Origin of the sequence: Breoghania sp. JC706 (genome assembly GCF_037026715.1) — a bacterium.
GTDB lineage: Bacteria > Pseudomonadota > Alphaproteobacteria > Rhizobiales > Stappiaceae > Breoghania.
In genome coordinates this window covers 282,699-307,881 of sequence record NZ_JBANCG010000007.1, presented here as the reverse complement: position 1 = coordinate 307,881, position 25,183 = coordinate 282,699, and the positions used below count along the sequence as shown (strand labels likewise).

The following is a 25,183-nucleotide window of genomic DNA, read 5'->3' as shown; positions in this document are numbered from 1 at the left end:
AAACCGCTCAGGTATCGCCTGGGCGGCCGGACTTTTTGCGGAACCGAGCATCTGCTCCCTCTCTTTCGATCCTGATAGGCCCAGGCTGTCCAAGGGGCGTCCGTTGGGTCTGCCACGCCTCGCTATCCGGAGCGCCTCAGCTTCCGGAAAGCGAATCAGGAGACGGCGCCGTATAGATCAGAACCGCGCCATCCTGGCCTCGACCTTCTTCAGGAAGGCTTCGCGGTCGCTGTCCGTTGCCCGGTTCATGTCGTAGAGCGCCAGGTAGGTGACGGGCGCGAGGGGCTTGATGACGGCCCGCAGCACGCGCTTGACGCTCTTGCGCGGTGGATCTCCGGCGAGGAAGGCGCGCACACGTGTGCCGCCGTAATGCGTTATCGCTGCCATCTTCTTGATGTTGTGAAGGCTCGGGACGACTTTGCCGTCTTCCATCCGGAAGGAGACGCCGGGCAGGAACACACGGTCGAGAAAGCCCTTCAGCATCGCGGGAAAGCCGAAGTTCCAGACCGGGTAGCACAGCACGAGGGCCTCGGCCTGCTGGAGCCGCCGAACATAATCGGCGACATGCGCCTGATTGCGGTCCGGGTCGTGATAGTCGATGCGTTCCTGACGCGTCAGGGCCGGCTGGAACCCCTCCGCGTAAAGATCGCAATCATCGACCTCATGGCCCGAGGCCCTGAGGGTTCGCAGTACAGCCTCGTGCAGGGAGGCGTTGAAGCTGGTTTCAACCGGGTGGGAATAGAGGAGGAGGATGCGCACGTAAGACCTATTTCAAGCCATGGAAAAGGAAGGGACCGTCGGCGGCGAAATCGAAATCCGGGTCGTCCCATGCGATCATCTTGCCGGGATTGAGCAGGCCCTTGGGATCCGCCTCGCGCTTGAAGGCGAGCTGCTGCTCGTCAGTCTGTTTCATACCGCCTTCCTCCAGCGTGTAGCGATGAGGGTTGAAGACCGGGCAGCCGGCTTCCTCATGCAGGCGAATGATCTCGTTCAGCCGCTCTTCGCTGGTGTAGCGCACGACCGGAAGGCCGAAGCAGGTGACGTTTCCGTCGAAGCGCACGAATTCCAGGTGCCCCGGCAATTCGTCTGCGAACAGGTTGGCCATCTTCTCCACCTTCTCGATCTGGTCGGGATAGGGATAGAGAATCTGCAGGTAGGTGATGGTGGGATCGACGCGCAGCCCGCGCAGGGTGGTGTGGTTCCACGAAAGCTCGAAAACCGGCGGCAGGCCCTTCTTTTCCTCCGCATCGGCCGTATCGGAGCGATAGACGATGTCGGCTTTCCAATGCCCGGCAAAGGCCGCGAGCGCCGGCATGGCGAAGGGTGCGACCATCAGCACGCAGACGGATTGGTCCGGGCGCAGATACTTCCTGTGACGCAGGAAATAGTCGTGGGGCAGGGGCGCCGAGATCACGCCCAGTTCCTTCAGCAGGATGCCGTCCTGAACGCCGAGCGCATTGGCGAAACGGGCCGCGTCCATGAACGCGTCGAAGGCGACGATCACGTCCACCCAGTCATAGGAGGCGGTCAGCGGCATCTCCACTTCGGTGATGACGCCGTTGGTGCCGTAGGCGTGGAGCACCTTGGCGAGGTCGGCGCCGGTCATGTCGAGCACGCGCGGTTCGGCTTCCATCGTGATCACGCGGGCCCGGATAACATTGCCGAGATCGCGCAAACCGCCCCAGCGGATCGAGCCGATGCCGCCCGAGCCGCCCGCGATGAAGCCGCCGACGGTGGCCGTCCGGTAGGTCGACGGATGGAGCCGCAGTTCCTGGCCGGAAGGCTTCGCGGCCTCATCAATGGCGGACAGAAGCGCGCCCGCCTCGCAGGTGACGCGCCCGGGGCCGATTTCCTTGATCGCGTTGAGCTCAGCGAGGTTGAGCACCACGCCGCCGGCAAGCGGCATCGCCTGACCGTAGTTTCCGGTCCCCGCGCCGCGCACCGTGACGGGAACGTCGTGGGCGTAGCACGCCTTGAGCACCTGGATGACTTCGGCTTCGCTCTTTGGCGTGACGACCAGGTCGCCCGTGACCTGGTCCAGCTGCTTTTTCAGGACCGGCGAGTACCAGAAAAAGTCGCGGCTCTTCTGCTTGACGATGGACGCATTGTCCTCAATGGCGAGATCTGTCAGGGCCTCGCGAACCTGCTCGAGGCCGGAAGTTTCGTCGGTCATGGTGCTTCTCCCAGAAGGGCGTCCAATTCGCGGTAATCCGGCAGGGCGGTATCGATCCGCTTGCCGTTTCGAAAGACTGTGCGAGGGGCGGACGGGCGTGCCATGATCTCGAACAAATTCCGGCCGGCGAAAGTGATGAAATCGGCGCCACCGCCGAGGCGGATGCGCCCCTGCTCGGGATGTCGAAGGATGTCCGCCGGCGTCGCGGTGACGGCGCGGATCCAGTCGGATGCCGGGTGGTCGAGATGGGCGATCCGGGTGGCGGAGGTAAACACCTCCACCATGTCGAGATCGCCATAGGCGTAGAAGGGGTCGCGCGTGTTGTCGGAGGCGACCATCACGGAAACGCCGCGACGCTTCAGTTCGTGTACGAGCGTGATGCCGCGCCAGCGGGGCGTGCCGGGCGCCTGTCCGGGATTGCGCCGCCCCTGCAGGTACATGTTGCACATGGGCAGGGAGACGATGGCGATGCCGGCTTTAGCGACGAGATCCATGGTGCGGTCGGCCTCGGCATCATCCTGGCAGGCGAGCGAACAGCAATGCCCGCACAGGATCCGACCCGAAAACCGGTTGCGCAGCGCTGCCTGTGCGATCCGGACGAGCGTCTTCGCCTCGGGATCGGAAGTTTCGTCCACGTGAAAATCGAGATCGAGGCCCCGGCTCTCCGCGGCCCGCATCATCGCGTCCAGATGTTCATCGAGCCGGGGGATCATGTAGGTCACCGCCCCCAGAACGCCGTTTGCGGCCTCGACGCGGTCGGCGATGGTTTCCAGGAAACCGTCGTCGGCGTCGAGGCGATCGATGCCGAAGAGGCTCGCGCCGTGAAGGGAGATGCGGTCCGACCAGTCGGACATGACCTCGCGCAGGACCGGCCAGGAAATCGCGTCCTGCGGAGGGAGACTGTCGATATGCGTTCGTATCAACGAGGTTCCGTACGCGTAGGCGCAGCGCAGGGAAAAGTCCATTCGAGCGCGCACGTCCTCGGCCGACCAGTTGGCGACGCGATCCTGCGATACGGCTTGCAGCGCGCCTTGAAAGGTTCCGTCCGGGTTGGCGCGGCGCGGCCAGATATGCCCCTTGTCGAGGTGCGTGTGGCAGTCGACGAAGGTTGGCAGGACCATGCCGGCGTTGAGATCGACGGTGGCAGGCGCCGCACGATCCAGCGTGCCGGCCGGAGCGATTTCCATGATGCTGGCGCCCTCGACGCGGATATCGACGCGGGCGAGCCCGTAGGTATCGGCCGAGAGCCTCGTTCCCTCCACCAGCACCACGGGTACCGTGGCGTTGGTGAGAAGGAAGCTCTCGGCGCCGTTGAGACCGGCGAAGTCGGTCACGTCAGTTTTCCCTTTTCAGAGCGCTTTCGTGCCACTTGCGAAGCAGCAGATAGGAAATCGTGTTGGTGGTGAGGAAAATCGCCACGCCGGTGAGGGAGAGAAGGAAGAGCGCGGCAAAAAGGCGGGGGATGTTGAGCCGGAACTGGGATTCCAGCAGGCGAAAGGCGAGACCCGATCCGGCGCCGGCAGAGCCGGCCGCGAACTCGGCGACGACGGCGGCGATGAGGGCGAGGCCACCGGCGATCTTCAGACCGGCCAGGAAATAGGGCAGGGCGTTCGGCATCTTCAGGTAGATCAACGTCTGCCACCGGCTGGCGCCGTAGAGCTCGAACAGGTTCAGCAGGTTGTGGTCGGTGGACTTCAGGCCCTGCACGGTGTTGGACAGGATCGGGAAGAACGCAACGATCCAGGCGCAGATGAGAAGGGCCGCCTGCGTCGACGGCGCGTAGATGAGGATCAGGGGCGCGATCGCGACGATCGGGGTGACCTGCAGCACCACCGCATAAGGGTAGAGAGCGAGTTCGGCGATGCGCGACTGGGCCATCAGCACCGCAAGCGCAACGCCGCCGGCGAGCGCGATGGCAAGCGCCGTGAAAGTGATCTTGAGCGTGACGAGAAGTGCGGGTGCAAGGATCGGCCAGTCCGTATAGAGCGCCTCGGCGACGCGCAGCGGGCTCGGCAAAATGTAGTGCGGCACGTCGAAGGCCCACACATAGAACGCCCAACCTCCGATCAGAAGAACAAGCATCGCCAGAGGGATGACGATGCGCCAGACTGCGGTGGGTAATCCCTTCGAGGCTGTATCGGGCACCGCGCCGGCCTTTCCGGCCCGTGCGCCTTTCGTGCGGATGAGGGGAGGGGTGTCCTGAACGGTGGCCATCGTCATGCTGGTTCGCTTACCTCCATCGCGCCATGCAGGGCCTGGGAAGCCCGGCGGCAGAAATCGTTGTAGGTGTCGGACGTGCGGAACTCCTCCTCGCGCGGGTAAGGGGCGTCGATGGGAATGTCTTCAACGACGCGGCCCGGCCGCGCGGCCATGACGATGATCCGGTTGGAGAGATAGACGCTCTCGAAGACGGAATGGGTGACGAAGATGACCGTCCAGCCGAAGGCCTCCCACAGGTGAAGGAGGTCGTTGTTGAGCTTGAAGCGCGTGATCTCGTCGAGTGCGGCGAACGGCTCGTCCATCAGCAGCAGTTTCGGCTTGGTGACGAGGGCGCGGGCGATCGAGACCCGCATTTTCATGCCGCCGGACAGTTCGCGCGGATAGCTTTTCGCGAAACCTTCGAGACCCACCATTTCCAGTGCGCCCATGACATCGTCACGCGCTGCCTGTTTGCTCAGGCCCTTGAGCCTGAGCGGCAGGTAGACGTTGGAAAAGACGCTCGCCCAAGGCATCAGCGTCGGTTCCTGGAAGACGAAGCTGATGTCCTGGTTCGTGCCTGCGCCGTTGGAGGTGTCCTCTCCCGTGCGAGCGGAGGAGGGCCACATGACCTCGCCGGCGGAGGCGTCGCCGAGCCCGGCGATGATGCGCAATGCGGTCGATTTTCCGCATCCCGACGGCCCCAGCAGGCTGACGAAATCGCCTTGTGCGATGTCGAGCGACATGTCGCGCAAGGCAATCGTTCCGTTGGCGAACGTCTTGGAGACATTTTGCAGGGAAACCAGCGTCGAAGCGACCGGCTGGCTGCGGGCTGTCTCCTCTTGGAATCTCGGCGTTGTGTTCACTTGACCAATCCGTTTAGCGCCAAGAGAGCCGGCGGTATTTGCGATCGGGCGAAGCCCCGCTTGTCGAGGCTCCGCCATCATTCGCGCGCCTGCCCTGGCAGGCATGGGGTGCGCGGCGGGTGCGTGAGAGACGTCTTGCGGACCCTATTTCTTCAGGTCCATGCCGACGCCCTTGCAGACGAATTCGGTCGTGTAGATCTGGTCGATGTCGAGATCGGATTTCACTACGCCGGCATCGACCATCTGGTCGTAGAAAGCCTTGACGCGGTCCGCTTTCATGCAGCCGATACCTTCTTTCAGGGCCTCTCCGGATTCGACAAGGCCGAATTCCTTCATCGTCTTGATCGAGAAGGCGATCTGGCCGTCGGTCATTTCCGGATTGTCTTTCTTGATCGCAGCGTTCGCGGCCGCGTTGTCACCGTAGAGGTAATTGTACCATCCGATGATCGAGGCATCGACGAAGCGCTGGACGAGATCCTTGTTCTTTTCCACGAAGTCGACCTTCGCCTCGATCGTGGTCGAATAGGTCTCGAACCCGGCATCCGCCAGCAGGAAGAGCTTGGGCTTGAACCCGCCCTCCGTTTCGATCGCATAGGGCTCGGAGGTGATATAGCCCTGCTGGGCTGACTGCTTGTCGGCGATGAAGGGTGCGGGATTGAAGGTGTAGGGCTTGTACTGGGCATCGGAGAAGCCGTCGAAAGCCTTCTTCATCCACTGGAAATAGGAGGCGTAACCGTCCTTGCCCATGAAAATGGTCGGCAGCTTCGCAAGATCCTCGAATGTCTCCAGGCCCTGGTCGGGATGGGCTATGAGGACCTGCGGGTCCTTCTGGAAGATCGCTGCGACTTCGATTAGCGGAATGCCCTGTTCGACAGCCGAGAAGGAGCCGAGAAGGTTGCCGTTCATGTAGAAATCGATCTTGTCGGCCATCAGCAGGGCGCGGTTGGCGGCCTGCGGACCACCCTGGACGATTTCCACCTTGAGGCCGTATTTCTCGTAGGTTCCGTCGACCACCGCCTGGTAGAAACCGCCATGTTCCGCCTGCGCCAGCCAGTTTGTTCCGAACTTCACGTCATCGAGCGCAAAGGCCGGCGCCGAAGCGGACAGCGCGCCCGCCAGCGTCAACACCGCAATTCCAAATCCGAGCGCACGTTTCATCGTGAATTCCCCCTCTTGACCCTTCAGGTCCCTCCGCACCGCGACCGAGAATGGTAGAGCGGCGCAACCCTTCGAAAAACGCAAGAGCCGTGCCAGCAAACGCCGGCCCCGGTCGTGTCGCGGGAAATATATTTGCTTAGTCAATGACTTTCGCCGATTGAAACCCGTGTTTTCGTCTCCGCTGCCACCTGCCGGAAATACGGGCTTTTCCGCATCCTGACGTTAGCACAGCTCAGGTGCCTAAAAAAGCGGCGATTGCAGTCCGTTTCGAGGGCGACCCGCGAGCGGGTGTGTCGGCCGGGGTCGAAAGGGCCGTCGCAGGTATGCGAAATTTCTTTGTCGAAACGATTTTCAGAGATGGTCCAGTAAGCTAGCGTCTACCGACATCAAATGGAGGTCGTCGTCATGCTGAGGCATCTGGTTCCCGAGAGAATTCGTGCGCCCTTTGCCCGATACAGCCATGGGGTGGAGATCCCGGCCGGAAGCCGGTTGCTGGTCTGCTCCGGCCAGCTGGGCATCGGTGGGGACGATGCCATTCCGGAAGGAGCGGAGGCGCAGTCGAAGCTTTGCTTCGAGGCGATCCGCGCCCTCTTGCGCGAAGCGGGAATGGATGTGAACGATATCGTGCGTCTGAATGCCTATGTGACGGCGCGCGAGCACATGGCCGGATACATGGCGGCGCGCGACGCTTTCGTCGGAACGCCGCCTCCGGCATCCACCCTGATGATCGTTTCGGGTTTCACCCGCGAGGAATTCGTGGTCGAAATCGAAGCGCTGGCGGCCAAGACGGACTAGCTTCATCCCGGTGTCGGTTACGAGGACGGTGCGGTCGGTCCGCACACACGGTAAGAGGTCTCAATGCGCCTTTGGATCAAGGACCCGATCGCAATTCTCGCCGAGGGCGCGGAGCGTGGTGTCGTCGTGGAAGACGGCGTCATCGTTGAACTCGTGGCAAGGGGCCGCGAACCGGCCCGGCACGACACGGTCTTCGATGCCTCGCGCCATGTCGTCATTGCCGGTCTGGTCAACACGCACCACCACTTCTTCCAGACGCTGACGCGTGCGCACCCGTCCGCCATCAACAAGGAGCTTTTTCCCTGGCTGAAGGCGCTCTATCCGATCTGGACGAAGAACGTGACGCCAGAAACCTTCCGGCTCGGGACGCGGCTGGCGCTGACGGAGCTTTTGATGTCCGGCTGCACCACGGCGGCCGACCACCATTATCTCTTTCCGGCCGGTCTAGAAGAGGCGATGGACATCCAGGTGGAGGAGGCTCAGCGCCTCGGCATCCGGATGACGGTTTCGCGGGGATCGATGAACCTGTCGGAAAAGGATGGGGGCTTGCCGCCTGACGGGGCCGTTCAGGACGAGGACACGATCCTGGCGGATTGCGAGCGCGTGCTGCAGAAGTATCACGACCCCTCCGAAGGCTCCTTCATCCAGGTCGCGCTCAGCCCCTGCGCGCCGTTCACGGTCACCAAGCATCTGATGAGGGAAAGCGCCGTGCTGGCGGAGAAATACGACTGCCGCCTGCACACGCATCTGGGCGAAACGCTCGACGAAAACGACTATTGCGAACACCACTTCCAGTGCCGGCCGGTCGATTATCTGGAGGAAGTGGGCTGGCTCAACGATCGCGTCTGGCTCGCCCATGGCATTCACTTCAATGATGCCGAGGTGAAGAAGCTCGGCCACCACTGTGTCGGCGTCTGCCATTGTCCGACCTCGAACATGGTGCTCGCCTCCGGGCAGTGCCGTACGAAGGAACTAGAGGCGGCGGGCAGCCCGGTCGGGCTCGGTGTCGACGGGTCGGCGTCCAACGACAATTCCAACCTGATGGAGAGCGTCCGGCATGCCCTGATGATCAACCGGCTCACCTATGACGCGACCGTCAGCCATTTCGATGCGTTCCGATGGGCGACCGAAGGTTCGGCACGTTGCCTCGGGCGCAACGACATCGGCGCGATCGCGGTCGGCAAACAGGCGGACATGGCCTTCTACACACTCGATGAACTGCGTTTTTCCGGCGGCGGCGATCCCCTGGCGACGCTGGTTCTGTGCGGCGCGCACTCGGCCGACCGCGTGATGATCGCGGGGGACTGGAAGGTGAAGGACGCGCTGCCGGTGCATATGGATATCGGGCGATTGCGCCAAGAACACGGGGAGGCGGCCCGACGGTTCCTGGACGCCCTGTGATTCCCTCCATTCACCCTCTCCCCGTTTCTCCGTTTCCGCGAGCGTCCCCGTGCTGTCCGATCCCTATCTTGTCGTCCTCGCCTTCTGTGTCTTTCTGTTCGCGGGGCTTATCAAGGGAACCATCGGGCTCGGTCTGCCGACGATCTCGCTGGGGCTTCTGACCGCGTTCATTGGCTTGCCCCAGGCCATGGCGTTGATGCTCGTGCCGGCATTCCTGACGAATGTCTGGCAGGCGCTGGCGGGCGGTCACGCGCGCCAGGTGATGCACCGGGTCTGGCCGTTCCTGCTTGCCGCCACCATTACCGTGCCGATCGGGGCGAGCGCGCTCACGCTGGTCGATCTCGACCTTCTCTCCGCTCTGCTCGGCGTGCTGCTGATCTCCTACAGCGCGGTCAATCTCGCCGGGTTGCGGCTGATGGTCGAGGCCCACCGGGAAGGATGGGTTGGACCGGTGCTCGGTGCGATCAACGGCGTCTTTTCCGGCATGACCGGCTCCTATTCGGTGCCGGGCGTGATGTTCCTGCAAGGCATAGGCCTGCCGCGCGACCAGCTCATCCAGGCGATGGGCATGCTCTATCTCGGCTCCACGATCGCGCTTGCCGCCGCTCTCGGCGGGAGCGGGCTGATGTCGGCGTCCCTCGGTTTCGGCTCGCTTCTCGCCGTCGTGCCCGCGCTGACGGGGGTCTTCATCGGGCAAAAAGTCCGCCGGCGGCTGTCGGAGACGCAGTTCCGGCGCGTCTTCTTCGTCGCGTTGCTGCTTCTGGGGATCTATATCTTCCTGGAATCCATCAGAAGCCTCCTGGGATGAACGTCGCCGCGACGGCGTTCACAACAAGCCAGCCGTGTGAAGAGCGAGGCTTGCCGCCAGCATCATAGCGACGACGCGGCCGGAGCCCTGGTTCAGGACAGTCAGCAGAAGAAAGGCGCCGGCGGCCAACGTGAAATCGAGCGACGAGCGGATGCTCGAGGTCCAGATCGGATCGTAAAGCGCGGCCGCCAGCAGGCCGACCACACCCGCGTTGACGCCTTTCAGGAGGCTTCGCACGTGCCTCGATGCCCGCATGGCCTGCCAGATGGGCAAGGTGCCGTAGACGAGCAGGAAGCCGGGCAGAAAGATCGCGACAAGTGCCACGGCCGCTCCGGCGAGCGGCGGAATGCCCAGCGGCATCACGGCGCCGAGATAGGCGGAGAACGCGAAGAGCGGGCCTGGCAGGGCCTGCGCGGCACCATAGCCGGCCAGAAAGGCGTTTTCGTCGATGAGCCCGCTTTCCACCGTGCTTGCCTGGAGAAGCGGGAGAACCACATGCCCGCCGCCGAAAACGAGCGCGCCCGCCCGGTAGAAGATGTCGGCAAGCATCACCACCGCGCTGTCCGTCACCGATCTCAGCTGTGGCAGGGCAAGCAGGAGTGCCGCGAACAGGACGAGCGCGAGTGCGGGGAGGATGCGGCGACCTGCCAGGACCAACGGTGCCGTGGGGGCATCGGCCGGAGTTTCCTCACCGGTTCGGCATAGGATCAGTCCCATCAGCCCGGCGATCGCGATGGCGATCAGTTGCATCAATGCTCCGGGCACCAGAAGAACGGTCGCGAGCGCGAAGAAGGCAATGAAGGTGCGCGGTGCGTCCGGGCACAGGCTGCGGGCCATGCCGCGCAGGGCCTGGGCGACAACGGCCACGGCAACGATCTTCAGGCCATGGACAAGCGCCGCGCCAAGATCGCTTTCGAACATCGCGCTGCCATAGGCGACGCCCAGCATGATTATCGCGGAGGGAAGCGTGAAGCCAATGAAGGCGGCAATCGCGCCGGGCAGGCCGCCGCGCATCAGGCCTATGGCGAAGCCCGTCTGGCTGGAGGCAGGGCCGGGAAGAAACTGGCTGAGCGCGACGAGATCGCCGTAGGTCTGGTCGTCTATCCACCGGCGCCGTTCCACGAATTCCCGGCGATAATAGCCGAGATGCGCGATCGGCCCGCCAAAGGATGTCAGGCCCAGGCGCAGGAAGATCAGGAATATGCGAAGCGGCGAATCGGGTCGGGTCATAGCGACGGCAAGCGTAATCCCTCCGTGTTGCAAGGTCACGAAGGGGCAACTGCCGACGCCTGAAGCAATCGTGGGCCGGGTCAGGCGGGGAGCGGCGACAGGAGACGCGTTGCTGCGTCATAGGCCCGTTGTGCGGCGAAGCCGGCGTCCGCTGTTGCGCCTGTCCGGGGCGTTGTCTGTTCCTGTTCGCTTGCGGGCGTCTCCGCCGCCGCACTGTTCCCTGATTCCTCGCCGGACAGCTTCCCGGTGTTGCGCGTCTGTTCCTCTGCCTGCAGCCTGATCAACTCGGCCTGGGCTTCCGCGCGCATTTGGCGTGCCGCCGCCGCGACGCGCATGTCCTGGGAGGAGGGATCGGCCGGGGCCAATGCGGCGCGCACGATCTGGTCCGCCTTCGCCAGCGTGGCCTCGGGGGTTCGTGCCGGCGAAACGTCGATCGCGACTTCCCCGCCGACCGCATATGTCCTGCCGTCGGGACCGCGCTCCGTCTGATAACTCGGCGCCCCCGCCAGGGTGCCGCCGGCAGAGGCATGGGCCTGTTCGTGCGCTCTCACTTCGGCGTCGCGATCCTTAAGGTCCCGGACACGCTGTTGCTCTTCTTCGGTGAGTTCCGCGTCGCGCGAAGCGGCGGCCTTTTTCTCCTCGCCGGCGCGCGCAGCCGAGGTCTCGGCGGAAAGTGTCCTCCCGCCATGAAACCTGTCCGACGCCACCGAGAGCGTGGCAGCAGAACCGATCGCCGCGACCATGGAAAGAGCCCTTGAGCTCGCATTCGAACGGGTGAATAACGCAGCGTAATTATCGTTTCATTTTCACGGGAAGAACATTGTCAAAGTTACGTGGCAGTGAAAATTGGACGCGCGGCGAGCTGTCACTGCGGCAAATTAGCATGCCGCCCGCCATTGCCATGAAAAAGCGTGACGTCCAAACTAGCTTCTCCCTCACACGGGAAAAGCTCAGCAGGAATAACGATGTTCGACTTCGACGCCGAACGGTTGGACCGGGTGAGGGGGGAACATACCGGTGCTGCCCTATTTTTCAAAGACCGCGATCGGCCGCCGCGTGGAGCGGAGCGCTGCGGCTCGGAATTGCTAGCAGTCGTTTCATGTCGACTGTGCAGTGACAGGCGTCGCTTCGGCGTGGCTGGTTTGTGTGCGATACAGCAGAAACCTTTCGGATTTTCCGGGGCAACGGACTCGGGAGGGTCGCTTTAATGACGTTTCATGATAAGTACGCCTATTCGCTGGTGCATACGCGTCCCGGCAAGGCCTTGCCCAAGCGCCGTTTCCGGTTCTGGACGCCGCGCGTGAGCTGGTTTGCCGGCCTGTGGGCTGCAGGAGCGCTGACGGCGGTGGCGGTGCTTTTCCTGGTGCAGGGATGGTTCTCTAATTGAGCCGAACGATCGGCCGTGGATGCGATTTGCGCGACCAGTCGCCGGTCGCGGCAACCGCGCGCTGCAGGAATACGCTTCGGATCAACGCGTTGAGCCAGGGTCGGCCTCATTCATGGGGTCATGCCTAGTGCTTTGAAAATGGGCAATTTTTCTGCACGCTGGCGATTCCACGCGAACGCAGGTTGATCTAGGCTGAGGCTCCCCAAGCGATCTTGCCCGGAGCTCTGCAATGTTTCCCCGACGATTCTGGCACGAAATGACGACCGTCGATTTTGCGCAAGGCGATACGGATACCTGGATCGCGGTGCTGCCAGTCGCGGCGATCGAGCAGCATGGCCCGCATTTGCCCGTGGCCACCGACACGGCGATCGCCCAAGGCCAGATTGCGCGCGTTCTGGAGTTGCTTCCGCAAGACCGGCCCGTGACGTTCCTGCCGGTGCAGGCTGTGGGCAAGTCGAACGAGCACATCTCCTCTCCCGGAACGCTGACGGCCGATTGGGACACGCTGACAAAATTCTGGCTGGATATCGGCGAGAGCGTGCACCGGGCGGGTGTGCGCAAGCTGGTCATCGTGAATTCGCACGGCGGTAATGTGCCGATCATCGACATCGTCGCCCGCGAGCTTCGCGTGCGCCACGACATGCTGGTGGTGGCGACCGCATGGTCACGCTTCGGTCAGCCGGAAGGCGTCTTTCCGAGCGAGGAATTTACCTATGGCATTCATGGCGGCGACGTCGAAACGTCGATCATGATGCACCTTCATCCCGATCTGGTTCGCCACGACAAGCTTGAGGATTTCAAGTCGAACCAGCTGAATTTCATTCAGGAGTTCAAACACCTGCGCGGTCACGGCCCGGTTCAGTTCGGCTGGAAGGCCCAAGATCTCGGTGCAAAGGGAGCGCTCGGCAACGCCGCGGCGGCGACGCCGGAGAAGGGCTTTGCTTCTCTCGACCACGCCGCGCGCGCCTTTGTGGAGCTTCTGGACGACGTCCATCGCTTCGATCCCGACCGCCTGTGGCGGCCGGAATAGCAGCTCAGACCGCCGCCGACAGACGCTCCTGAGCAAGCGTGTCGGCAATCGCCTGGGTTGGCCGCCTCTCGGCCTCCGCACGCTCGAATATGCGGGTGAGGGTCCGTCCGATGGCGATGGTCTTTTCGCGCACCAGCGCATCCGTGTCGCCGGGGCCCGCGAGTGCGATCGATATGATCCCGCCGGCGTTGATGGCGTAATCGGGGGCGTAGAGAATGCCGGCGTCGCGCAAGCGCGTGCCATCGGTATCGCTCGCAAGCTGGTTGTTGGCGGCGCCCGCGACGATTCCCGCCCTGATCTCGGGAATCGTGAGGGAATTCAACCCGGCCCCCAGGGCGCATGGACAGAAGACGTCCGCATCCGCCCGGTGTGCTTCGGCAGGTTCGCAGGTCCGCGCGCCGAATGCCTCCACGGCCTTCGCGACAGATGTCGCATTGATGTCGGACACGATGAGCCGGGCACCCGTCTCGTGGAGGAACCGGGCGACGGCGAAGCCGACGTTGCCTAGGCCCTGAATCGAGACGGTCAGACCGGCGAGATCGTCGCGCCGCAGGCGGAACTGCACCGCCGCCTTGATGCCTTCGAACACGCCGAGCGCGGTATAGGGAGAGGGGTCGCCGAGACCCGTCTGGGCGGTGCCGAGGGCATGGGCAGTCTTGCGCGCGACGACTTCCATGTCGGCGCTCGATATACCGACGTCCTCGGCCGTGCGGTAGCGTCCGCCAAGGCGCTCCACCTGGACACCGAAGGCCTCCAGCATCTGCTCGCTCTTGTCGGTACGCGGATCGGCGATGATCACCGCCTTGCCGCCGCCGAGATCGAGCCCGGCAAGCGCATTCTTGTAGGTCATGCCGCGCGAGAGTCGCAGGGCGTCGGTCAGCGCTGCAGCGCCGGTATCGTAGCGCCACATGCGGCAGCCGCCCGCGGCCGGCCCCAGCCGCGTGTCATGGATGGCGATGATCGTCTTCAGGCCGCTTGCAGCATCGTATCCGAACACGATCTGCTCGTGGTCCTTGAATTCGGGATGATCGAACACGCTTACCGGATCGGCGTCTCCGACCCTGTAGGGGGTAGAAATATTCATCTCGTCCTCGTTCCAGAAGGTTTGCCCGGGAGACGGCGCGTGCCGCCAGCCCAATCTTTCGTCCGAACCGGCAACCCGTCGCCGGACGACGAAAAGCGTCCCCACTTCCCTGCTGTGACCGCAGGGTTTCGGAGTCGCGCATATCTGACGAGAACAATAACGCCGATCTTAGAAAATATACGGTCATTTTTCACCGAAATAATTAAAATATAGTGATATTCTACCAATTTTCAGTCTTAGAAAGAAAAATATAAGCTATATAAATTCCCCGATGGGCGGCTTTATGAGCCGTATTCCCCAGAGGAACACCAATCGTGGGCTGCGACAGAGGCGGAGTGCCCTGCGCTACCGGTCTCGGTGCCCGGCAATGAAAGGGGGCAGAATTGCGGTCTTGCTTTTGCCGTCATGACGCCGCAGGAAAGAACCAACGTGCGGCAGCCGTTGCCCCGCTCACGCGAGATTTCCGTCATGCGCTGGAACAGTCGAGGAATAGCCGGTGGAAGAGCTGCCGTCCTGGCGATTTCTGCCTGGATCGCGGGAGCTTCGGTTGCCCAGTCCCATCCCCATGTCTTCGTGGAAGCGCGCAGCGAAATGGTCTTCGATGACCAGGCAAGGCTCGTGAGCATCCGCCATGTCTGGCGTTTCGACGCCGCCTTTACGGCCTTTGCGGTGCAGGGGCTGGATGCGAACGGCGATGGCCAGCTATCGCACGAGGAACTGCAGCCTCTGGCGAAGGTGAACGTTGAGTCTCTCAAGGAGTACGATTTCTTCACGTTCCTGACCATCGCCAGGAAAGAGCAGAAATTCGTCGAACCGTCCGAGTACTGGCTGGATTTTTCCGATGGCCGTCTGACGCTGTTTTACACGTTGCCGCTCAAGACGCCCGTCGCCGTATCGGGCAAGAAGACGATCATGCAGGTTTACGACCCCAGCTATTTCGTCGACTTCTCGATGACGAAGACGGATCCTTTCGTACTCACCGATGCACCTGCGGGTTGCGGGTTGACCACGCACTTTGCCGGCAAGCCTGATCCGCAGCTGGCTGCTGAACTGGCGCAGATACCTGCGGATGTGCGGGATCTGCCACCCCAGTTCATGACGGAGACGTCCACGTGGAGCAACGAGGCTATACTGGATTGCCAATGATGCGATCGAGCGCCTCAAGCTGGCGTCGCGTGAACCCGTCGTTGATCATCGCATGCGCCATCGTGCTGGCGTCCGTTGCGGCGGCGCGGGCCGCCGGCTCTCCCTTCGGGGTTGGCCTGCCGGAAACCTCGACAATGCCCGGCGGTTGGTTTTCCGGCTTTTTCGCGTGGATCGCGACGAACCAGGCGGCGTTCTACCGCTCGCTGACGGCCGCTCTTGAACACCTGAAATCGGACGGCCAGGCGGGCTGGTGGCTTGCCGGGCTCTCCTTCATCTACGGGGTTTTCCATGCGGCCGGGCCCGGTCACGGCAAGGCAGTGATCTCAACCTATGTGCTTGCAAACCGGCAGACACTTGGCAGGGCCGTGGCGCTGTCGTTTGCCTCGGCGATCGCGCAGGCCGTTACGGCGATCCTCCTGATCGGGATCGCGGCGGTCGTCTTGAACATGACATCCATTGCGATCACGCAGACCACGCGGATGTTCGAAATCGGCTCCTATGCCCTGATCGCCGCTCTTGGAGCCTGGATGATCTGGACGAAGGCACTTCGCCCGGTCCTTCACAGGCCGGCGCATGCGGGGCACACGCCTCATGACCACGATCACCACCATCATCATGATCATCATCACGGGCATGATCACGGTGCCTGCGGCAGCTGCGGACATGCGCATGCGCCAGATCCGGTCATGCTGGAAAAACCCGTTACCCTGGCGCGCGCGTGGTCGGTGATCCTCGCCGTCGGGCTGAGACCGTGCACGGGAGCATTGATCGTGCTGGTCTTCGCCTTGTCGCAAGGCCTTGCCCTGGCGGGTATCGCTTCCACTTTTGTCATGGCGCTGGGAACGGGGCTGACGGTTTCCGCGCTCGCCGTCTTCGCGGTCACCGCACGTGGGCTCGCGATGCGACTGGCGGGCGAAAGCAGTCCGCTGGCGTTTCGGATCCACCGGACGGTGGAAATCGGCGGATCGGTGCTGGTTTTTCTCCTGGGCTTTGTCCTTCTTACCGCAACTCTCGGTTGGGGATGAGCCTTGCTGCAAATTCTGCATATAGTCAGATTTAGCGAGACCCGGGATAGCAACTGCGGCGCGGCGCAAATGGAAAAATGTCGATGAGCGAAAACAACAAGATCACCGCCTTGACTTCCAATTCGGCTGAAGGAAGTCAGACGCGCGAGAAGGAGCCGGCAGGCCTGACGTTTCCCCCCGACCTGCTCAGCGGCTATTCGCGATATCGCGACAAGAGCTTCCTGCCGAACCGCCAGGCGCTCGAGGATCTCGCCATCTATGGACAGAAGCCAAAGGTGCTCGTGATCGGCTGCTGCGATTCACGTGTAACACCCGAGGCGATTTTCGACGTCGGGCCGGGTGAGCTTTTCGTGGTGCGGAATGTCGCCAACCTCGTGCCTCCGTATGAGGAGCACGGCGACTATCACGGCACCAGCGCCGCTTTGGAATTCGCCGTGCACGGATTGAAGGTGGAGCATATCGTCGTGCTTGGTCACGCGCGCTGTGGCGGTATCGCGGCCTTCCGTGCGGAAGATGCCGAGCCGCTATCCCCGGGTGATTTCATAGGACGATGGATCACGCTGCTGCAGCCGGCTGCAAGGACGCTCGCCTGCAATCCGGTCGACCATGGGCTGGAGCCACAGATGTCGATGGAGTTTGCCGGCATCCGCCAGTCCCTCAAGAACCTGCGGACATTTCCCTGGGTGGAAAGTCTGGAAGCGAAAGGCCGGCTGGCGCTTCACGGCGCGTGGTTCGATATCCGCACCGGCCAGCTGAAGATCATGGACCGCGAAACGTCGCTGTTTCACGATGCGGAAACCAATCAGGTCGTGGCCGGCACCTAACGGCCAGACGGGCCACGCGGCGGCATCAGGCCCGTTCGACGGCCCGGCCGATCTTCCGCGGCTGCATCTCTTTGGGCGCCGGCAGCTCCCGCAGGGCCGCGTGGTGCGGCGAGTGCATGCAACCCGGATCGGTTGCCGCTGCATCCCCGGTGAGCGCGAAGGCCTGACAGCGGCATCCGCCGAAATCGATTTCCTTTCGGTCGCAGGATCGGCAGGGCTCGGGCAGCCAGTCGGTTCCCCGGAACCGGTTGAAGCTCTCGGAATCCTCCCAGATCTCGCGAAGCGGGCGGTCCGTGACGCGGTGAAAGCTCAGCCCGTCGATCGATTGCGCTGCGTGGCAGGGGAGCATTGTCCCGTCCGGCGCCAGCACGAAGGCATCCGCCGCCCAGCCGCCCATGCACGGCTTGGGGTAATCGGCATAATAGTCCGGCGTGACGAAATCGATGTTGAGCCGGCCAAGAAGCTCCGCGCGGATCTGCGCCACGTAGTCCACCTGTGCCATGACCGCCTCGTAATCGGGCAGCAGGCTCGCGCGGTTGAGATAGGCCCAGCCGTAATATTGCACATTCGCGATTTCCAGCCGCTCCGCATCGAGTTCGAGCGCGAGTGCGACGAAGTCGGGGACCTCGTGAATGTTGAGCCGATGGATCGGAGCGTTGATCGTTACGGGCAACCCGGCTTCGCGTACCCACGAGGCGACGGCCCGTTTCTTCTCGTGCGCGCCCCGGTAGCGGCCGACTAGCTCCGTCGTCTCAGCCTTGGCTCCCTGGAAACTGATCTGGACATGATCGAGCCCGTGATCGCGCAGGGCGAACAGGCGGTCACGGTCGAGTGTTACGGCGGCCGTGATCAGGTTCGTGTAGATCCCGTGATCCGAAAGACAGGCGACAAGCTCCTCCAGCTCGGGGCGCAGGGTCGGCTCGCCGCCCGAAAGATGCGCCTGACGGACCCCGAGTTCCGCCGCTTGAGCGAACGCGGCTTTCCACTGTTGCGTGGCGAGCTCGCGGTCCGCTTTCAGCAGTTCCAGCGGGTTGGAGCAATAGCCGCACTGGAGCGGACACCGGTGGGTGAGTTCCACCAGCATGCCGAGCGGGGGAGAGACCGTCATCACGAAACCTCTGAAACGTCTGCGGTTCCGGTCTTGTCGGATGTTGCCACATCGACAAGCAGCCGATCGCTCCAGCCCTGGAGGAAGGCGAGAATGTCCGTCGCGATCTCTTCCACGGGCGCCACGTAATCGCGGGCAAAGGCTGTCGCGATTTCTGCGACCGTCGTCCTTCCGTCGCAGCGTTTGAGAATTTCAGCCGAGATCTCGTCCGGCCAGAGCACCTTTTCGGGCGCGAGCACGATGGGCGCGTTGCGCAGCTCATCGAAGCGCAGCCTCACGTGCCGGGGAAGACAGGGCCGGCTTTCAGGCGTGATGGTGATGCGCTTCGGGCGCATCGCTCAGTGCTCCTGCGGCCGGAAGGCGCCCGGCGGAATGTGGCCGGGTTCGCCATAAGCGTGTTCGAGAGCGTCGAGCATCGCCCAGAGCATATCGCACTTGGCGATCAGCGCGTTGACGGCATCGGCCTGCTTCTGCGGCGTGTCGGCGTTGGTGCAGACATAGGCGAGGGCGAAGTCCGCATCGCGTGGCGCCTGGGTCAGACGCGGCTTGAAATAGGCAAGCGTCTCCTCGGTGATGTAATCGTAGCGGGCGAGCATCGCCGGCACACGCTGGGCGATTGCCGCGCCGGAGAACAATTCCGTCAGCGACGAGGCCACCGCGACGAGCAAAGAGTGCTTCGTGACGAGATCGATATAGGCGGCAACCGCATAGCGGGTCGCCGGGAGAGCATGTCGGGTGGAGGTCACCATGTCGGGATCGAGCCCGACGCCCTCGGCGAGCTTGATCCATCTGCGAATGCCACCCTCCGAGCCTGCGTCGTCGCCGTCATGGTCCACGATGCGCTTGCGCCATTCGCGCCGAAACGCGGGATCATCGGAACGGGCCAGGATCAGGGCATCCTTCTTCGGAATGATCGCCTGGTAGCAATAGCGGTTGAGGGCCCAGGCCTGCATCTGCGCGCGCGTCAACTGGCCGGCGTTCATGCGTTGATGAAACGGGTGCAATACGTGGTAGCGCGCCGCTCCGACGCGGCGCAGAGCCGCTTCCAGTTCGCCGGCAGACAGCAGCCTTTCGGCGCTGTCGGGCGGAAGGAACTCCGCTGCCGAACCGGGATCGTAGCGCGGGCCGACCGGCTCGGGGCGCACATCGCGCATCGTCTCCGCAAGCGCCGTCATAGCTCGATCTCCATCCCGTCGTAACCGACCTCCCATCCTGCCTGTGTTACCGCACGCTCGGCGGCGGACCCCGGCTCCAGGATGGGATTGGTCGTGTTGATGTGTACGTAGATCCGCCGGCCGGCCGACACGTCGCGCAGCGCATTCAGCGATCCCGCCTCGCCGGAAATCGCCATGTGCCCCATGCGCGCTCCCGTCTTTTCGCCGACACCGGCCTGTCGCATCTCGTCGTCCGTAAAGACGGTGCCGTCGAACAACAGGCAGCCGGCCGCGTTCATTCTGCGCCGCAGGTCGTCGTTGAGCCGCGCGCAACCGGGGATATAGAGGAGGGGGGCGCCATCTGCCCCGTGGCCCGCAGTGGAGCGTATCGAAATTCCGATCGTATCCCCCGATTCGGATCCGAAATCATCCTTGTCGCCATCTTCCAGAAAGAGCGCAATCTTGCCGGGCACGGCGAATGTTTCGATTTGCAGTCCGATCGGACCGTTCGGGCCTTCGATCTCGGTCACGCCCGGCAAGGGAAGCTCGCGGCGAATGACAAGCCCCGGATCGAGCACCCGAAATATGCTGTTCGCTTCGAGCGTCTCGAGGACGCGGGAGCTTGCGTAAAGTGTGAAGGGCTGGCGCTCACGCAACGAGAGCAGGCCGGCGATATGATCGACGTCAGCGTTGGTGAGCACGACGGCCGCGATCGGCGTCTGTCGCGGCGGACCGTCGGGATCGGGCTGCAGCACGGCGTTGGCCGCGATCTGGCTTCGAATATCGGGCGAGGCATTGAACACGGCCCAGGCCCGGCCGTCGGCGCTTGCCGCGATGCTCGACTGTGTTCGGGGCAGAAGGCCGGGCCTGCCCTGGCGAACGGCCCGGCTCAACGCCGCGTTGCAGTTCCATTGCGGAAATCCGCCGCCAGCGGCGGACCCGAGAACCCGGGCCTTCACGGCTCTCAGCCCGCTCTCACTTCTTGCGGCCGCAGGTGCCAATTTCCGCGGGCATGTAGCGCGTCACCTCAAAACCGGCTTCCACGCTCGCCATGGTCGGCTTTTTCCAGGTCTTCATGTCGCTTCCTCCTCTTTGGCTGCAAGATGCAGCACAAGGGAGCCTAGCGAAGCGTGAGACGGGAAAAATAGTACTTTGGTGCCAGCGTGACTTACCGTAAGTCGCACTGGCACCAAGTTATTGAAAAGTCCGGTATCGTGCCGTTATCCAGACGTTACGTGGCGCGACTGGAGACCAAAGGGCTGGTATGGGTCAGGCGGCGTTCTGCTTCTTCAGCAGCCCGCGATTGACCAGGACTTCGGCAATCTGCACGGCATTGAGGGCTGCCCCCTTGCGCAGATTGTCGGAAACGACCCACATGTTGAGGCCGTTCTCGACCGTGGCATCCTCGCGAATGCGCGAAATGTAGGTCGCGTCCTCGCCGGTCGCCTCGTAGGGCGTGACATAGCCGCCGTCTTCCTGCTTGTCGACGACAAGGCATCCCGGCGCCTCGCGCAGGATCTCGCGGGCCTCGTCCGCGCTCAGCGGCTTCTCGAATTCCATGTTGACCGCTTCGGCATGGCTGACGAAGACCGGAACGCGCACGGCGGTGCAGGTGACCTTGATCGCCGGATCGAGGATCTTCTTCGTCTCGGCCAGCACCTTCCACTCTTCCTTGGTGTAGCCGTCCTCCATGAAGACGTCGATGTGCGGGATGACGTTGAAAGCGATCCGCTTGGTGAACTTGGCCGGCTCGATCGGGTCGTTGACGAAGATCGCGCGGGTCTGGTCGAAAAGCTCGTCCATCGCGTCCTTGCCCGCGCCGGAAACCGACTGGTAGGTGGAGACGACGATGCGCTTGATCGTGGCGGCGTCGTGCAGCGGCTTTAGCGCGACGACGAGCTGTGCGGTCGAGCAATTCGGGTTGGCGATGATGTTCTTCTTGGAGAAGCCCGTGATAGCATCCGCATTCACTTCCGGCACGATCAAAGGCACGTCGGCGTCGTAGCGCCAGGCCGACGAATTGTCGATGACGACGCAGCCCTGGGCCGCGATCTTCGGGGCCCATTCCTTGGCAACCGATCCGCCGGCGGACATGAGGCAGATGTCGGTGCCGGAAAAGTCATAATTCTCCAGCGCCTTGACCTTCAGGGTCTTGTCGCCGAAGGAAACTTCCGTTCCCTGCGAACGGCGGGACGCGAGCGCGACGACCTCGTCGGCGTCGAACTGGCGCTCGGCCAGAATTTCCAGGATCTCGCGCCCGACATTGCCTGTCGCGCCAACGATAGCGACCTTGTAACCCATGATGCGTCCTTCCTGATGCTGAGAGGAACCGAAAGGTTTTACGGTCCCGATACCGGTTTCGTCTCCCCTCCGGCCGCGACCCGTTCGCTCGGCCGGCCTTCCGCGCCCCTCGACCCCGGGGAGCACGGGACGAGCGGCACCGTCAGACAGTCGTCGTGGCGGTCGTTTTCGTCGTTTTGGTCGTGATGGAGACGGCAACACGGTCACCGCCGCAGCGTGCGCGGCAGGTTGTTTCGATCGCAGAGAAGGCGTCTGGGCGCTGCATCATGTTTGCGAAAAACCGTGTCTCCTGTGCCGCTCTCATGACGGCTATCCGCGGAAAAGTCAACTGCGCCGTGCGCGGCGTCGGGCGATGGCGAGCGGTATGACGGACGTGCGAAGAGGACTGAAGACAGGTCAGTGAAACAACATAAGTATTTGTTCTATATTGGTTATTTATCGAAGCAGGGAAGCATTTGTTTATTTCTTCGCCGCATCATGGCGCAGCTTGCAACCGGGAAAGCGGCTCTTTTGATGCTTCTGAAACACCTCGCCGGATTTTCGAATATCCGTATCGGGACCCGCGTCTACGCGCTGGCCGGCCTGTCGATCATCGCGGCGGTCGCGCTCGTAGCCGTTTACGCCATGGGAGATCGCCTGGTGGCGCGGGACGTCGCCAACCAGCTTCAATATGCGCGGCTGGCTCAACTTTCGCAGCAATTGCAGACCGGCACGTTGCAGATGCGTCGCCGCGAGAAGGACTTCCTGTTGCGGAGGGACATGGAATACGCGCGCAAGTATGCAGACGAGGTCGAAGCCGTCCACGATACGATCGATGCGATCGCCGCCCTTCCTGCCGCCGCTTCGATCGGACGCCCGCTTGAGGCTCTCGGCAACGGTGTCGATCGTCTCAGCGCGCAGTTCCAGACCATCTCCGGTCTCTATTCGGAGCTCGGCCTGAGCGAGGACGAGGGTATTCAAGGCAGGCTGCGCAACGCGGTCCATGCGGTGGAACAAACGATCAAGACCGCCAACCTCGACGCGCTCACCGTGAAGATGTTGATGATGCGCCGGCACGAAAAGGACTTCATGCTGCGCGGAGGGCAGAAATACGTAGATCGCATCGACGAAAGACGGTCTGAGTTCAACGACCTCCTTAAGACCGCCCCGCTTCCCGAGACGGTCAAGGCCGAGCTTGCGACCCAGATGGACGCCTATCAGGCAGGATTCCGCGAGTACGCGGCCACGTCGCAGAAGCTTGAAGCGAATATCGAGCTCCTGAGCAGCATATTCTCGGAGCTCTCTCCCGACTTCGACGCTGTCTTCGCGGCTGCCGATGCGGGAAGCCGGAACGCTGAGAAGAACCTCGCGGAGGTGAGGAGCAAGACCCGGGAGATGTTCATCTATGCGGCCATTGCGGTGCTCGTGCTGGCCTGCGCACTGGGGTATGCGATCGGGCGGAGCATCACGGTGCCCTTGCGCGGTCTGACATCGGCGATGCGGGTTCTGGCCGACGGCGAAACATCGGTCGATATTCCGAACACGGCGAATTCGAACGAACTCGGGAACATGGCCAGAGCGGTCGAGGTGTTCAAGAAAAACGCCATTCGGAACAGGGAGCTCGTCCGCGAGCAGGAACAGCGCGACGAACGTGCCCGGGCCGAAAAGGTCGACATGATGCGAAAGCTGGCCGACGATTTCGATGAAAGCGTCGGGCTGATCGTCAACACCGTTTCATCCGCTTCCTCCCAACTGATGGGAATGGCCACGCAGGTTTCGGGCGCGACGCAGAACACGAACGAGCAGGCCAGCACCGTTGCGGCTGCCGCTGAGCAGGTGGCGGCGAATGTGCAGACGGTGGCCAGCGCCACCGAGCAGATGTCGGCCTCGGTCTCCGAAATCAACCAGCAGGCCGCCCGAGCCTCTACGGTGTCGGCACGGGCGGCTTCGGCGGTCGCCCGGACGGCGGAGCAGATGCAGGCGCTGTCGGAAATGACCGAGCGCATCGGTGAGGTGGTGTCGATGATTTCCGACATCGCCGCGCAGACAAATCTTCTGGCCCTGAACGCCACGATCGAGTCTGCCAGGGCCGGCGAGGTGGGCAAGGGGTTTGCTGTTGTGGCGGGCGAGGTCAAGCAGCTTGCCGGACAGACGTCGAACGCGACCGAGAGCATCACCACGCTCATCGAGGAGATCCAGAACGGCGCACGCTCGACTGTAGCCGGGATAGGAGAGATCGGATCGGTCATTGATGAACTGGAAGGCTTGTCGAACGCGATCGCGGGCGCAATGGACGAACAGGGGGCGACCACGCAGGAAGTTGCGCGAAACATCTCGGAGGCTGCGACCGGTACGCATTCGGTTTCAAGCAGCATCGTGACGGTCTCCCAGCTGTCGCAGGAGACGAATGTCGCCACCGGTCAGGTGCGCTCGTCGGCGGAGGAACTGTCGGTCCAGTCCGAACGGCTTCGTGCGGAGGTCGATCGCTTCCTCCATACCATCCGCGCCGCCTGAGGCAGCGTACGGGACTACTGCGCGCGTCGATAGACAGCGGTGTCGACGGGGCTGGTGTCGTCGGGCAGATGCACGGTCTGGGTGATGGTCATCGACCGGCCGTCGTCGGAAATCCTGCGTACCGCCGTCATGAGCGCCGCGCCGCCGCGTCGGGCCTCCGACACGAGCGCGCCATCGGGGCGGACGTAAAGCACCATCGCATCGACAAGGCCACTCTCGCCCAGCTTGACAGGGCGGCCGTCGGGCACGCCCTTGAGCTCGGCTTCTGTGGTCTCGCCTCTGGCGTCAAGAGCCAGCATGTGAAAGACGAGGCGCTGGCCCTCTGTATCGATCCGGCAGCTGCCCGCCTGCGGGGGCTCGCCCTGCTCGAAGTCGCTGGCCTCTACATCTAGGATCCAGGTGCCGAGAAAGGGTTCGATCGGATCGGACATGAAGGGCTCCGGGTTGGGAGAGGGGGACACCTTCGATGAAGGTGGACGTGGGCCGCTTAGCCCATGCCGGCGCCGAGCGAAACCCCCAATCCCGTGATCTGGCCGCAAGGCCGTCACCTCAAAGAGCCGGATTCCGCGGTCGTGCGCCCTATTCCGCTGCCGCGCGCGGGGGACGGCACGACTTCTCGGCTTCCGCCTCGTTGCGCAGGTCGCGGATGACACTGCAGCGGCTTTCCGGATCGCGTGCGAGGAGATGGACGAACGTCTGGGTGCGCTGTGGCTTGCGGCCGACGGTCGCGCCATGCAGAAAGCCCTGTGCATCCACTTCGCCGACCCAGAATATCCGGCGCGAGCGCGTGTTGTCGGCCGTCTTCACGGCGACAGCCCCCGGATAGTCCCGCAGACCTTCTTCCGGGACCGCAGTAAACAGATACCGCTTTCCCGATGCCCCATGAAGATAGCTGTAGGTTTCGACCAGCCCCAGCGCCTCTGCGGCGCGCGGGGCTTCGTGCTCTATGCGACCCATGGTTCTCATCATGTCCCCGAAAAGAGAACAAATTATGAACAAGATGC

Annotated in this window: 26 protein-coding genes; 9 read left to right on the top strand and 17 right to left on the bottom strand. The window is 63.0% G+C overall.

Features of this window, described 5'->3' with window-relative positions; genetic code table 11:
- Nucleotides 1-177: 177 nt before the first annotated feature.
- The 6 genes from V2L18_RS16730 to V2L18_RS16705 all read right to left on the bottom strand — a co-directional run bounded on the left by V2L18_RS16730 (nt 178) and on the right by V2L18_RS16705 (nt 6,393).
- Nucleotides 178-759 (bottom strand): NAD(P)H-dependent oxidoreductase, encoded by a 582-nt coding sequence (locus V2L18_RS16730; protein WP_336179428.1) that lies wholly within the window; start codon nt 757-759, stop codon nt 178-180.
- Between the two features lie 7 nt (nt 760-766).
- Nucleotides 767-2,173: an FAD-binding oxidoreductase gene (locus V2L18_RS16725; RefSeq protein WP_336179427.1), complete on the bottom strand. Its 1,407-nt coding sequence runs from the start codon at nt 2,171-2,173 to the stop codon at nt 767-769.
- A complete protein-coding gene (locus tag V2L18_RS16720) occupies nt 2,170-3,507 on the bottom strand; it encodes a cytosine deaminase (RefSeq protein ID WP_336179426.1) in 1,338 nt (445 codons plus the stop codon). Before V2L18_RS16720 ends, V2L18_RS16725 begins: the two co-directional genes overlap by 4 nt.
- A 1-nt stretch (nt 3,508) precedes the next feature.
- A complete protein-coding gene (locus V2L18_RS16715) occupies nt 3,509-4,393 on the bottom strand; it encodes an ABC transporter permease (protein ID WP_336179425.1) in 885 nt (294 codons plus the stop codon).
- Nucleotides 4,390-5,235 (bottom strand): ABC transporter ATP-binding protein, encoded by an 846-nt coding sequence (locus V2L18_RS16710; protein ID WP_336179424.1) that lies wholly within the window; start codon nt 5,233-5,235, stop codon nt 4,390-4,392. The genes V2L18_RS16715 and V2L18_RS16710 overlap by 4 nt, the downstream gene beginning before the upstream one ends.
- Before the next feature lie 144 nt (nt 5,236-5,379).
- Complete coding sequence (locus V2L18_RS16705; RefSeq protein WP_336179423.1) at nt 5,380-6,393, bottom strand: ABC transporter substrate-binding protein; 1,014 nt, start codon at nt 6,391-6,393, stop codon at nt 5,380-5,382.
- A 405-nt stretch (nt 6,394-6,798) separates the two neighbouring features.
- Here V2L18_RS16705 and V2L18_RS16700 point away from each other — a divergent pair, with 405 nt between their 5' ends.
- From V2L18_RS16700 to V2L18_RS16690, 3 genes are all read left to right on the top strand, one after another.
- Nucleotides 6,799-7,188, top strand: coding sequence for a RidA family protein (locus V2L18_RS16700; RefSeq protein ID WP_336179422.1), 390 nt, complete (start codon nt 6,799-6,801; stop codon nt 7,186-7,188).
- A 63-nt stretch (nt 7,189-7,251) separates the two neighbouring features.
- On the top strand, nt 7,252-8,589 hold the full coding sequence (locus V2L18_RS16695) for an 8-oxoguanine deaminase (protein WP_336179421.1): 1,338 nt from the start codon (nt 7,252-7,254) through the stop codon (nt 8,587-8,589).
- Nucleotides 8,590-8,638: 49 nt separating this feature from the next.
- Entirely contained in the window at nt 8,639-9,397 is a 759-nt protein-coding gene (locus tag V2L18_RS16690; protein ID WP_336179420.1) for a sulfite exporter TauE/SafE family protein, read from the top strand.
- An 18-nt stretch (nt 9,398-9,415) separates the two neighbouring features.
- Here V2L18_RS16690 and chrA read toward each other — a convergent pair whose 3' ends face one another.
- Complete coding sequence (chrA, locus tag V2L18_RS16685) at nt 9,416-10,627, bottom strand: chromate efflux transporter (protein WP_336179419.1); 1,212 nt, start codon at nt 10,625-10,627, stop codon at nt 9,416-9,418.
- Between the two features lie 80 nt (nt 10,628-10,707).
- The gene (locus V2L18_RS16680) at nt 10,708-11,370 is read right to left on the bottom strand and encodes a putative metalloprotease CJM1_0395 family protein (RefSeq protein WP_336179418.1); all 663 of its coding nucleotides are present in this window, start codon (nt 11,368-11,370) and stop codon (nt 10,708-10,710) included.
- 464 nt (nt 11,371-11,834) lie between these two features.
- On the opposite strand from V2L18_RS16680, the gene V2L18_RS16675 reads away from it, so the two are divergent.
- Nucleotides 11,835-12,014 carry a hypothetical protein gene (locus V2L18_RS16675; protein WP_336179417.1) on the top strand — a complete coding sequence of 60 codons (180 nt, stop codon included), beginning with the start codon at nt 11,835-11,837 and terminating at the stop codon, nt 12,012-12,014.
- A gap of 229 nt (nt 12,015-12,243) precedes the next feature.
- Nucleotides 12,244-13,044 carry a creatininase family protein gene (locus tag V2L18_RS16670; protein ID WP_336179416.1) on the top strand — a complete coding sequence of 267 codons (801 nt, stop codon included), beginning with the start codon at nt 12,244-12,246 and terminating at the stop codon, nt 13,042-13,044.
- 4 nt (nt 13,045-13,048) lie between these two features.
- On the opposite strand, the gene V2L18_RS16665 is transcribed toward V2L18_RS16670, so the two are convergent.
- Nucleotides 13,049-14,128, bottom strand: coding sequence for a Glu/Leu/Phe/Val dehydrogenase dimerization domain-containing protein (locus V2L18_RS16665; RefSeq protein WP_336179415.1), 1,080 nt, complete (start codon nt 14,126-14,128; stop codon nt 13,049-13,051).
- Nucleotides 14,129-14,596: 468 nt separating this feature from the next.
- Here V2L18_RS16665 and V2L18_RS16660 point away from each other — a divergent pair, with 468 nt between their 5' ends.
- The 3 genes from V2L18_RS16660 to V2L18_RS16650 all read left to right on the top strand — a co-directional run bounded on the left by V2L18_RS16660 (nt 14,597) and on the right by V2L18_RS16650 (nt 17,123).
- Nucleotides 14,597-15,274 (top strand): DUF1007 family protein, encoded by a 678-nt coding sequence (locus V2L18_RS16660; RefSeq protein ID WP_336179414.1) that lies wholly within the window; start codon nt 14,597-14,599, stop codon nt 15,272-15,274.
- Nucleotides 15,274-16,299 carry a nickel/cobalt transporter gene (locus V2L18_RS16655; protein ID WP_336179491.1) on the top strand — a complete coding sequence of 342 codons (1,026 nt, stop codon included), beginning with the start codon at nt 15,274-15,276 and terminating at the stop codon, nt 16,297-16,299. Before V2L18_RS16660 ends, V2L18_RS16655 begins: the two co-directional genes overlap by 1 nt.
- Nucleotides 16,300-16,382: 83 nt before the next feature.
- A complete protein-coding gene (locus V2L18_RS16650; RefSeq protein WP_336179413.1) occupies nt 16,383-17,123 on the top strand; it encodes a carbonic anhydrase in 741 nt (246 codons plus the stop codon).
- A gap of 25 nt (nt 17,124-17,148) precedes the next feature.
- Here V2L18_RS16650 and pqqE read toward each other — a convergent pair whose 3' ends face one another.
- From pqqE to V2L18_RS16620, 6 genes are all read right to left on the bottom strand, one after another.
- The gene (gene pqqE / locus V2L18_RS16645; protein ID WP_336179412.1) at nt 17,149-18,231 is read right to left on the bottom strand and encodes a pyrroloquinoline quinone biosynthesis protein PqqE; all 1,083 of its coding nucleotides are present in this window, start codon (nt 18,229-18,231) and stop codon (nt 17,149-17,151) included.
- Nucleotides 18,231-18,566 (bottom strand): pyrroloquinoline quinone biosynthesis peptide chaperone PqqD, encoded by a 336-nt coding sequence (pqqD, locus tag V2L18_RS16640; RefSeq protein WP_336179411.1) that lies wholly within the window; start codon nt 18,564-18,566, stop codon nt 18,231-18,233. Before pqqD ends, pqqE begins: the two co-directional genes overlap by 1 nt.
- 3 nt (nt 18,567-18,569) lie before the next feature.
- Nucleotides 18,570-19,406: a pyrroloquinoline-quinone synthase PqqC gene (gene pqqC / locus V2L18_RS16635; RefSeq protein WP_336179410.1), complete on the bottom strand. Its 837-nt coding sequence runs from the start codon at nt 19,404-19,406 to the stop codon at nt 18,570-18,572.
- Nucleotides 19,403-20,344 (bottom strand): pyrroloquinoline quinone biosynthesis protein PqqB, encoded by a 942-nt coding sequence (gene pqqB, locus V2L18_RS16630; RefSeq protein ID WP_336179409.1) that lies wholly within the window; start codon nt 20,342-20,344, stop codon nt 19,403-19,405. The genes pqqC and pqqB overlap by 4 nt, the downstream gene beginning before the upstream one ends.
- A 16-nt stretch (nt 20,345-20,360) precedes the next feature.
- Nucleotides 20,361-20,462 carry a pyrroloquinoline quinone precursor peptide PqqA gene (pqqA, locus tag V2L18_RS16625; protein ID WP_336179408.1) on the bottom strand — a complete coding sequence of 34 codons (102 nt, stop codon included), beginning with the start codon at nt 20,460-20,462 and terminating at the stop codon, nt 20,361-20,363.
- Nucleotides 20,463-20,654: 192 nt separating this feature from the next.
- Nucleotides 20,655-21,686, bottom strand: coding sequence for an aspartate-semialdehyde dehydrogenase (locus tag V2L18_RS16620; RefSeq protein WP_336179407.1), 1,032 nt, complete (start codon nt 21,684-21,686; stop codon nt 20,655-20,657).
- A gap of 399 nt (nt 21,687-22,085) precedes the next feature.
- On the opposite strand from V2L18_RS16620, the gene V2L18_RS16615 reads away from it, so the two are divergent.
- The gene (locus V2L18_RS16615) at nt 22,086-24,179 is read left to right on the top strand and encodes a methyl-accepting chemotaxis protein (RefSeq protein WP_336179406.1); all 2,094 of its coding nucleotides are present in this window, start codon (nt 22,086-22,088) and stop codon (nt 24,177-24,179) included.
- Nucleotides 24,180-24,193: 14 nt separating this feature from the next.
- On the opposite strand, the gene V2L18_RS16610 is transcribed toward V2L18_RS16615, so the two are convergent.
- On the bottom strand, nt 24,194-24,610 hold the full coding sequence (locus V2L18_RS16610; protein ID WP_336179405.1) for a hypothetical protein: 417 nt from the start codon (nt 24,608-24,610) through the stop codon (nt 24,194-24,196).
- A gap of 148 nt (nt 24,611-24,758) precedes the next feature.
- Complete coding sequence (locus tag V2L18_RS16605; RefSeq protein ID WP_336179404.1) at nt 24,759-25,136, bottom strand: hypothetical protein; 378 nt, start codon at nt 25,134-25,136, stop codon at nt 24,759-24,761.
- Nucleotides 25,137-25,183 lie beyond the last annotated feature (47 nt).